The organism is Bacillus sp. JJ1764 (assembly GCF_036962145.1).
Lineage (GTDB): Bacteria > Bacillota > Bacilli > Bacillales > Cytobacillaceae > Neobacillus.
Genome location: NZ_JBALNY010000024.1, coordinates 1 through 9,603 on the forward strand (window position 1 = coordinate 1; position 9,603 = coordinate 9,603).

Genomic DNA, 9,603 nt, shown 5'->3' on the forward strand with positions numbered 1-9,603 from the left:
TATAACATGAGTAAATGTAACTCAATCGCAAAAATTGTATCTAAACTGTAAATTAAATTCTAAAAAGTATGTACATTATCCCGAAAATATGTATAATAGAGAATGTAGTAATTTTTCAGAATAATAGAAAAGGGAGGTCTACTAGTGAAAAAATCAAAACTTTCACTGCTTTTAGTATTATCACTAGTACTAAGCATGTTTCTTGCAGCTTGTAGCGGCGGCAAAGATACATCTGAGGACAAAGACAAAAATGGTACATCCGGTAAAAAGGATGTTGCGCAAGTTTTCCGGGCTAATATTAGAACAGAACCGTTCTCGTTACATCCGGGCTTAGCAAATGACTCTACTTCAGGTAGTATTTTGCGTCAAACTTTTGATGGTTTAACTCGTATTGGTAAAAGCGGCAAGCCAGAACCTGCAATTGCAAAAGAAATCAAAACTTCTGATGACTTGACTACTTATACGTTTAAACTACGTGATGCTAAATGGACAAATGGTGATCCTGTAACTGCTGAAGACTTCGCTTATGCTTGGAAATGGGCACTTGATCCTAAAAACGAATCACAATATGCTTATCAACTTTATTATATTAAAGGTGCACAAGCAATTAACGAAGGAAAAGCTGCTGCTGACACACTTGGTGTAAAAGTGGTAGACGATAAAACTTTAGAAGTAACACTAGAGAACCCAACTCCATATTTCTTAGAATTAACTGCTTTCTATACTTACTATCCAGTAAACAGCAAAATTGCTAAGGAAGATCCGAACTGGCATACAAACGCTGGTGACAAGTATACTTCTAACGGTCCATTCAAGATGACTGAATGGTCACACAGCAACAAAGTTGTCCTTGAAAAGAACGAAAACTACTGGGATGCTAAAAATGTAAAGCTTAAAAAAGTTGAATTCAACATGGTTAACGATTCAAACACTGAGCTTTCTATGTTCAAAAACGGAGAACTAGACTGGGCAGGTATGCCACTTGGTGAACTTCCAACAGACGTAATTCCACAGTTAAAGAGTGATGGTTCTCTTAAAGTTCAAGCAATTGCTGGTACTTACTGGTATAAATTCAATACTGAAAAACCACCTTTGAACAATGTAAATATCCGTAAAGCGCTTGCATATGCTATTAACCGTAAAGCAATCGTTGAAAACATTACTCAAGGCGGACAAATTCCAGCAATGGCAGCTGTTCCTCCATCCATGTTTAAAGAGAACGAAAAAGGTTACTTTAAGGATAATGATGTTAAAAAGGCAAAACAATACTTAGAAGCTGGATTAAAAGAGCTTGGATTAAAATCAGCATCTGATCTTCCAGAAATCACTGTTTCTTACAATACTCTTGAAGCTCACCAAAAAATTGCTCAAGCAATTCAAGATATGTGGAAAAAAGAGCTTGGTATTAATGTAAAACTTGATAACCAAGAGTGGAAAGTTTACATTGATAAACTTCACAGTGGAGATTACCAAGTCGGCCGTATGGGTTGGTTAGGTGACTTTAATGATCCGATCAACTTCCTTGAATTATTCCGTGACAAAAAAGGCGGAAACAATGATACGAACTGGGAAAATCCTAAGTTCAAGCAGTTGTTAATAGACTCTCAAAAAGAAGCGGATGCGAAGAAACGTATGCAAATGCTTAAAGATGCAGAAAAAATCTTCATCAATGAAATGCCAGTTGCTCCAATCTACTTCTACTCTGATGTTTGGGTTCAATCTAAAAACTTAAAAGATGTAGTAATTTCTGGACTTGGCGATATTCAATTAAAGTGGGCTTATTTTCAATAATAATCCACAATTAAACTAATGAGAACAAGGTATATGGGGTGAAATCCATATACCTTCGTTTTCGCTTATGGCATTTTGTTAAATATTGGAGGTGTGTCTATTGGTTAAGTACATTAGCAAACGTTTGCTGTACATTTTACTCTCGTTATATTTAATTATTACAGCAACGTTTTTCTTAATGAGAATTGCACCGGGTAATCCATTTACCGGAGAAAAGCAGTTACCTCCTGAAATCCAAGCGAGTCTCAATGCTCACTATGGTCTTGATAAACCTTGGTATGTTCAGTACGGTGATTACTTAGGCAAAATAGTTCAGTGGGATTTTGGTCCATCATTCAAATATAAAGCACGCACAGTTAATGAACTGATTAATGATGGATTCCCTGTGTCTTTAGCTTTAGGGGTTGAAGCAATCATTCTTGCGGTTGCAGTGGGTATTTTATTGGGTGTGATCGCAGCATTGAAGCATAATAAGTGGCAGGACTACACTGCGATGATTATTGCTGTATTGGGAATATCGGTTCCTTCATTTATTATGGCAACCATTTTACAATATTTCCTTGCGATTAAATTAGGCTTATTTCCAGTTGCACGTTGGGAGTCTTTTAGTTACACCGTCTTGCCTGCTTTGGCACTTGGGTCTACACCAATGGCTTTTATCGCTAGATTAACTCGTTCAAGTATGCTTGAAGTATTAAGCAATGACTATATCAAAACCGCGAAAGCAAAAGGATTAAGCAGAGGTGCAATGATTATAAAGCATACGTTACGTAATGCTTTAATGCCGGTTGTTTCCTATATGGGTCCTTTATCTGCCGGGATCATTACAGGTAGTTTCGTAATTGAAAAGATATTTGGTATTCCCGGTTTAGGTTCACATTTCGTTTTAAGTATTGCAAACCGTGACTATACGGTAATTATGGGAGTTACAGTCTTTTACAGTATAATCCTACTATTTTCGATTCTCCTTGTCGACATTGCGTACGGACTTATCGATCCACGCATTAAATTGGCTGGCGGGAAGAAAGGAGAATAAATAATGCAGCAAATATCAAAAGAAAAATTTCAAGTTGTTGGTGCGAAAGCATCCGATGCTGAGAAAATTTCAAAACCGAGTCTTTCGTTTTGGAAAGATGTTGTTATTCGATTTCGAAAGAACAAGCTTGCCATGTTTGGAGTTGTATTATTAATTATCCTTATTTTCATGGCAATCTTTGGCCCATATATGACTAAGTATGATTATGCAACCAATAATTTGATGAACACAAACAAGCCACCAGGTGGAGATCACTGGTTTGGAACGGATGATCTTGGCCGTGATATGTTTGCTCGTACATGGCAAGGTGCACGTATATCCTTATTTATAGGTATAGCTGCAGCCATTGTCGATTTCACAATTGGTGTATTCTGGGGCGGTTTGGCAGGTTATAAAGGCGGCCGTGTAGATGAATTTATGATGAGGGTTGCTGATATTTTATACGGGGTACCATACTTACTTCTTGTTATCTTATTGATGGTTGTATTGGGACAAGATTTGGGAACAATGATTTTAGCTATGACCATTACAGGGTGGATCAATATGTCGCGGATTGTCCGTGGACAAGTTCTTTCTCTAAAGAATCAGGAATATGTTTTAGCAGCTAAGACACTAGGAGCGGGCCTTAAAAGAATCATGCTTCGCCATTTGATTCCAAATACAATGGGATCCATTTTGGTGACAATGACACTTACCATTCCTTCTGCTATTTTTACAGAATCATTTTTAAGCTTCCTTGGTCTTGGTCTAACGCCTCCGTTGGCAAGTTGGGGAACGATGGCATCTGACGGTTTGCCAGCACTTCAATATTTTCCATGGCGCTTATTCTTCCCAGCTGCACTGATTGCGTTAACCATTTTTGCATTTAACGTTGTCGGTGATGGATTGCGGGATGCATTAGACCCAAGATTGCGAAATAAGGGGTGAGAATATGGAAAAAATACTAGAAGTAAAAGACGTATCGGTCTCATTCCAGGTTTATGGAGGAGAAGTTAAAGCCGTCCGCAATGTAAGTTTTGATCTTATAAAAGGGGAAACTCTTGCGATCGTTGGTGAGTCAGGATCAGGGAAATCCGTTTTGACTCAAACTATTATGAAATTAATTCCGATGCCTCCAGGTAAAATAACGTCTGGTCAAATTTTATTTGATGGTCATGATATAGTTACGAAAACCGATAAGGAAATGGAAAAGATTCGCGGAAAAGATATTAGTATGATTTTCCAAGACCCGATGACATCATTAAATCCAACGATGAGAGTCGGGATTCAAATTATGGAAGTTTTAATTAAGCACCAAAATATGCCTAAGCAGCAAGCGAAAGACCGGGCTGTTGAATTGCTTAAACTTGTTGGTATTCCAATGCCAGAAAAACGTGTTAATCAATATCCACATGAATTTTCCGGTGGTATGAGACAACGTGCGATGATTGCGATTGCCTTGGCTGCTAATCCGCGATTATTGATTGCTGACGAACCAACAACAGCACTTGATGTTACGATTCAGGCGCAAATTCTTGAGCTTATGAAGGATTTGCAACAGAAAATGGATACATCCATTATTTTTATTACCCATGATTTAGGGGTTGTGGCAAATGTTGCTGACCGTGTAGCAGTTATGTATGCCGGTCAGATTGTTGAGGTGGGAACGGTAGATGAAATATTCTATGACCCGCGTCATCCATATACATGGGGACTTCTTGCTTCCATGCCGAGCTTGGATAATGATGATAAAGCAGAATTAGCTGCGATACCAGGGACACCGCCTGACTTAACAAACCCACCAAAAGGGGATGCGTTTGCTGCAAGAAATCAATATGCTCTTGCGATTGATTTTGAAGAGGAACCGCCAATGTTCCAAATCTCAGAAACTCATTTTGTTAAATCTTGGCTTTTACATCCAGACGCACCGGAAATTAATCCGCCTGAAGCGGTACAAAGACGGTTGCGAAAACTGCCCTCAACCTTTGAAAAACCTGTACTTGTAAAGGGGGCAAAATAGATGGTAGAGAAACTACTTGAAATAAAACATTTAAAGCAGTATTTTAATGAAGGTCGTCCAAACCAAGTAAAGGCAGTTGACGATGTATCATTCGATATTTACAAAGGCGAAACCCTTGGACTTGTTGGTGAATCTGGTTGTGGAAAATCCACAACTGGAAGAACGATTATTCGTTTATATGATGCTACTGATGGAGAAGTCCTGTTTAATGGTGAAAATGTTCACGGAAAGAAATCTGCTAAAGAATTAAAGAAATTTAATCGAAAAATGCAGATGATTTTCCAAGATCCATACGCTTCCTTGAATCCTCGGATGACAGTTGCTGATATTATTGCCGAGGGAATTGATATTCATGGTTTAGCCAAGAGTAAAAAGGAACGGATGGAGCATGTATATGACTTATTGGAAACGGTAGGTCTTAACAAAGAGCATGCTAATCGGTACCCACACGAGTTTTCGGGAGGTCAAAGGCAAAGAATCGGAATCGCTAGGGCATTGGCAGTTGAGCCAGAATTTATCATTGCTGACGAACCTATTTCCGCCTTGGACGTATCTATTCAAGCGCAAGTTGTAAATTTAATGAAAAAGCTTCAAAGAGAAAAAGGGCTAACTTACTTGTTTATTGCCCACGATTTATCAATGGTGAAATATATTAGTGACCGTATTGGTGTTATGTATTTTGGTAAATTAGTTGAATTGGCTTCATCCGAGGATTTGTATAAGAATCCAATGCATCCTTATACACAATCGCTATTGTCAGCTATTCCGCTTCCAGACCCAGATACTGAAAGACAACGTCATCGAATCATGTACGATCCAAGTGTTCATCATTATCAGGAAAACGAACAATTAGCAATGCGAGAAATTGCCCCTGGTCACCTTATATATTGCTCAGAAAAAGAGTTCGAACAATATAAAGCTAAATATAAAAAATAATACACCTTTAGTGTTTTGGCTTGCAGAGTAGACAGTATTCTGCAAGCTTTTTGTTGTTCTGAATTGAAAGTGTTTTCAAAAAATATTGAATATTATTGACATTATACTACAAAAAAAGGAAAATGTAAAAGTAACTAATTTAATATAGAGGAAAGAAGGGAGTTGGACATGAGGATTCTTCAACAAGTTGTATTTATTATTCTATTAGTATTATTTCTTGCTGCTATTCCTTGGGTGATTCACATTAATCCTATTGATAAAAGTATTGATTGGGATTTTACAAGGTTGGGGCAAATTTATAAGGAATTTTATCAAACACTTGCTGGCGGGGGTTTGGGTACATATACGATTGGCAGTCAAATTAGGGAAATTTCCGGTGACATACCTTACAATTTTACAACTAGCTTAATTATTTTACTGGGTGGTGTGATCATAGCCGTAATTTTTAGTTTACTATTTGGAGTCTTCTTAAGTCGATTCAAACTTTCTCGCTTGATCAATATACTGCTTAACATACTTTCATCCATTCCTGATTTTATTCTTATCGTTTTTGGGTTGATTATTGCTGTTAAATTTTACCAAATCACTGGGGTTAGAGTACTTTCCTTGAAAGTAGATGGGGGAGCTTTAAATTTGTGGTTTCCAATTTGTTTGTCAAGTTTAGCTCCTACCTTATATTTGTTTAAATTAGTAGCTGTTAAATACTATCAAATAAGTGGTGAAGATTATATTCGTACAGCTGTCTCAAAAGGAATGGACTTAAATTATATTAATCTCCACCATGTATACAAAAACATTGAACCGTTTATCATTGCTGAGTTAACAAAAATTATTTCACTAGCGGTAGGCAATATGTTTATTATTGAATACTTATTAAATGTCAGAGGGATTACGAAATTTATCTTTCAAAGCAATCAATTTCAGCCCGTAGCCATAGGTTTATTTTCAATGCTATTGATTTCATTAATTGTTTTCCTTTCTGTTAGAATCGTACTCTTCATGTTTAAAAGAGGATTAGTCCATGAATAAGAAAAAGTTATTTTCAGTTAATTATTCCTTATATATTGGCTTTATTTTTTGTGTGGTTCTCATTTTTTTAGCTATCTTTGGACCATCAATTGCTCCGCACACTTTAACAGAAACATTAAAAACAAGTTATGATAACGGTAAAATTTATGCTCCACCACTTGATCCGTTTGAGTCCAAGGACTATCCACTTGGAACGGATAAATGGGGGTATGATCTTTATTCAATGGTATTATACGGGATCCGATATACGCTCTTTGTTTCTATAGCGGTGACCATAATTAAAATGACAGTCGGTTCTATTATTGGATTATATGCAGGGATGTTGAGAAGAACACCACAATGGATTGAAGCATTTGAAACAGCTTGGAGTTATATTCCGCTTTTTCTGATACTCTTTTTCTTTCTTAATCCGATTACTTTCAATCCGATAGTGGACACCGATAAGTTAATCTATTACTTTATCATTCTCGCAGCAGCAGTCAGTACTCCAAGTATCATTTCTTCGGTGCGAAAGAAGTCAAAAGAAATCTCAAAGTCTGCTTTTATTGAAGCTGCACGAACTTTGGGTGCATCTAAACATCGAATTGTCTGGAAACATATTTTTCCACAGTTAAAAGAATCTTTGCTGGTCATGTTTGTTCTTGAAGTCATCCATGTTATCACGCTAATGGGGCAACTTGCGCTTATGCATATTTTTATTGGCGGAACCATCATGAGAATGGATCCATTGGAAGGGCCGATTTACTTATCGATTACGAAAGAAATCGCCGGACTAGTAGGTTCTGCAAGGGGAAATATCTATAGTACATCCCATATTCTTTATATTCCATTATTGTTTTTGGTTTTTACCATTATTGCCCTCAGTTTACTGGCAAATGGGTTGAAAAATCGTTTTCAATCAAACTATTCGAGAACACCATGGATCAAAACTGGCTTTGAGCCTAATGTAATGCCTAAACGGAAGACATATGGTAAAAAGACAAAAGGATGGCTAGCTAAAGGGGAAGTGATAGGTTTAATATTCCTATTCGTTTTATTTGTCGGTGCTGGCTGGTATGTAACGATTCACAAGGATGATGATATTGGTGTAAAAAATTTCAGTGCGGCAAAATACGAGTTAAAACTGAAAATGAACAAAAATGGGTTGTTCCATTCAACTGCAAATATAAACGTTACCAATAAATCTAATAATGAATGGAAAGATATTGTCTTTTACTTCATCCCAAACGTTTTTTCAGAATCGGGTGCCTCCAAGCTGATTATAAAAGAAATTAAAGTGAATAATCAAAAGGCGGTCTATAGCTTAAAACGTGATTCCTTAAAGATTAAGCTCGATAAAAATATGGGTAAAGATGATCATGCTGAGATTAATGTGACTTATAGCTTCACTGTTCCAGAAGAGGGAAGTCGATTTTCCAAAGTTAAGCAGAATTACTATTTAGCTCAATGGTATCCAATGCTTGCCACCTACCAAAATGGAAAATGGAATAAAGAGGATTATCAAAAAGGACTTGAAACGTACCACACTGATTTTTCTGATTATTCTGTTCGGTATGATATTCCCAAAGGATATTCGTTAATTTCAACAGCTGACCGGGATGCAGGTTCTAAAGAAAACAGTGGAGAGGTAAAAATTGAAAAAGTCAGAGAGTTTTTTATTGCTATTGTGAAAGGGATGCAAACTTATACAACCGATGTAAATGGAGTTGAAGTCCGGTTGTATACCAAGAAGGATCAAGATAAAAAACCACAGGAAGTATTGGCATTGACCAAAAGGGCCTTAAGTTTTTATCAGGACAAAATTGGAGATTATCCATTATCCCAACTTGATATTGTCCTTGATAAAGGGGAGAATATGGAATACCCGGGAATTGTTACTGTAAATCCATATAATGAAGATGAAGATTTCTTTAACATGGATGTTGTTCATGAAATTGCCCACCAATATTTTTCGGGAGTGGTTTCTAACGACCCCTATCATGAAGCTTGGATTGATGAAGGGATGAGCGAATTTGCTACAAATGTTTTCTATTATTTAGGAGAACATGAGGGGGCGTATCAGTCACAGAGCCTTTCTATCAATAGAATGAAAAAAATTGAAGAACTTGGGTTAGGTAGGCAGGTTTCCAATGTCCCCCTATCTGAAAACAAAAATTCAGGGTATATTTATGGGCAGCCTGCATTAAAACTATTCTCGCTTGTGCAGGATAAATATCGGATAAGGGATAAAGATTTTAAAACCGTCCTCAGTGAATACCTGGCTGACTACTACAAACGGTTTAAATATAAAGAAGTAGATACTGCCGAATTTATACGGTTTACCAAGGATTACTTTCAAGTGCCACAGGAATACTTTAACGACTGGTTAGAAGTTCCTAATCGGTTGTAATAAAATTAAAAGGTGTTCCTTCATTGAAGGAACACCGCATTTATTTAGTGCTTTTTCCCGCCGACCATTTTCCAGCCAGTTTGATATTTTGCATTTTGATCTACAAATTCACTTCGGCGCTTTCCGCCAAATACTTTTTCTCCGATGGTATTTGTAATAACGCCCATCATAGCTGTTATTCCAATAATTAAAACAGCTACAACAGTTAAATCCACTATGTAAGCTCCCATCTATATCCCTCCATAAATAAGCTAAACATTTCATTGCCTAAAAAGAATAATCCCCTACTCCTTATTTTAAAAGAACTTTTACCATATTGAAAGGGAATTAATCTTATTTGTTAAAAGTTTTTATAAGATGAATGCGTTTTCAGTGGAATAATCCTAATTGAGAATATAATGAGAATAAATGGAGGAATTAATG

The 9,603-nt window shown here is 36.8% G+C and carries 8 protein-coding genes; 7 read left to right on the forward strand and 1 reads right to left on the reverse strand.

Annotation, left to right across the window (positions count from 1 at the left end):
- Positions 1 to 195: 195 nt before the first annotated feature.
- The 7 genes from V7083_RS03935 to V7083_RS03965 all read left to right on the forward strand — a co-directional run bounded on the left by V7083_RS03935 (position 196) and on the right by V7083_RS03965 (position 9,180).
- On the forward strand, positions 196 to 1,791 hold the full coding sequence (locus V7083_RS03935; protein WP_335475608.1) for a peptide ABC transporter substrate-binding protein: 1,596 nt from the start codon (positions 196 to 198) through the stop codon (positions 1,789 to 1,791).
- Between the two features lie 100 nt (positions 1,792 to 1,891).
- A complete protein-coding gene (locus tag V7083_RS03940; RefSeq protein ID WP_335475596.1) occupies positions 1,892 to 2,827 on the forward strand; it encodes an ABC transporter permease in 936 nt (311 codons plus the stop codon).
- A 3-nt stretch (positions 2,828 to 2,830) separates the two neighbouring features.
- Positions 2,831 to 3,754: an ABC transporter permease gene (locus tag V7083_RS03945; RefSeq protein ID WP_335475598.1), complete on the forward strand. Its 924-nt coding sequence runs from the start codon at positions 2,831 to 2,833 to the stop codon at positions 3,752 to 3,754.
- Between the two features lie 4 nt (positions 3,755 to 3,758).
- Positions 3,759 to 4,826 (forward strand): ABC transporter ATP-binding protein, encoded by a 1,068-nt coding sequence (locus V7083_RS03950; RefSeq protein ID WP_335475599.1) that lies wholly within the window; start codon positions 3,759 to 3,761, stop codon positions 4,824 to 4,826.
- Positions 4,827 to 5,762, forward strand: coding sequence for an ABC transporter ATP-binding protein (locus V7083_RS03955; protein WP_335475601.1), 936 nt, complete (start codon positions 4,827 to 4,829; stop codon positions 5,760 to 5,762).
- Between the two features lie 168 nt (positions 5,763 to 5,930).
- A complete protein-coding gene (locus V7083_RS03960) occupies positions 5,931 to 6,791 on the forward strand; it encodes an ABC transporter permease subunit (RefSeq protein WP_335475603.1) in 861 nt (286 codons plus the stop codon).
- Positions 6,784 to 9,180, forward strand: a complete 2,397-nt coding sequence (locus V7083_RS03965; protein ID WP_335475605.1) for an ABC transporter permease subunit — start codon at positions 6,784 to 6,786, stop codon at positions 9,178 to 9,180. The genes V7083_RS03960 and V7083_RS03965 overlap by 8 nt, the downstream gene beginning before the upstream one ends.
- A gap of 44 nt (positions 9,181 to 9,224) precedes the next feature.
- Here the strand turns inward: V7083_RS03965 and V7083_RS03970 are convergent, their stop codons facing one another.
- Complete coding sequence (locus tag V7083_RS03970) at positions 9,225 to 9,410, reverse strand: hypothetical protein (protein ID WP_335475606.1); 186 nt, start codon at positions 9,408 to 9,410, stop codon at positions 9,225 to 9,227.
- Positions 9,411 to 9,603: the final 193 nt, after the last annotated feature.

Excerpts from the sequence above, each read along its gene's own strand:
- V7083_RS03935 (WP_335475608.1), top strand. The coding sequence starts at position 196 with ATGTTTCTTGCAGCTTGTAGCGGCGGCAAAGATACATCTGAGGACAAA.
- V7083_RS03945 (WP_335475598.1), top strand. The coding sequence starts at position 2,831 with ATGCAGCAAATATCAAAAGAAAAATTTCAAGTTGTTGGTGCGAAAGCA.
- V7083_RS03950 (WP_335475599.1), top strand. The coding sequence starts at position 3,759 with ATGGAAAAAATACTAGAAGTAAAAGACGTATCGGTCTCATTCCAGGTT.
- V7083_RS03955 (WP_335475601.1), top strand. The coding sequence starts at position 4,827 with ATGGTAGAGAAACTACTTGAAATAAAACATTTAAAGCAGTATTTTAAT.
- V7083_RS03960 (WP_335475603.1), top strand. The coding sequence starts at position 5,931 with ATGAGGATTCTTCAACAAGTTGTATTTATTATTCTATTAGTATTATTT.
- V7083_RS03965 (WP_335475605.1), top strand. The coding sequence starts at position 6,784 with ATGAATAAGAAAAAGTTATTTTCAGTTAATTATTCCTTATATATTGGC.
- V7083_RS03970 (WP_335475606.1), bottom strand. The coding sequence starts at position 9,410 with ATGGGAGCTTACATAGTGGATTTAACTGTTGTAGCTGTTTTAATTATT.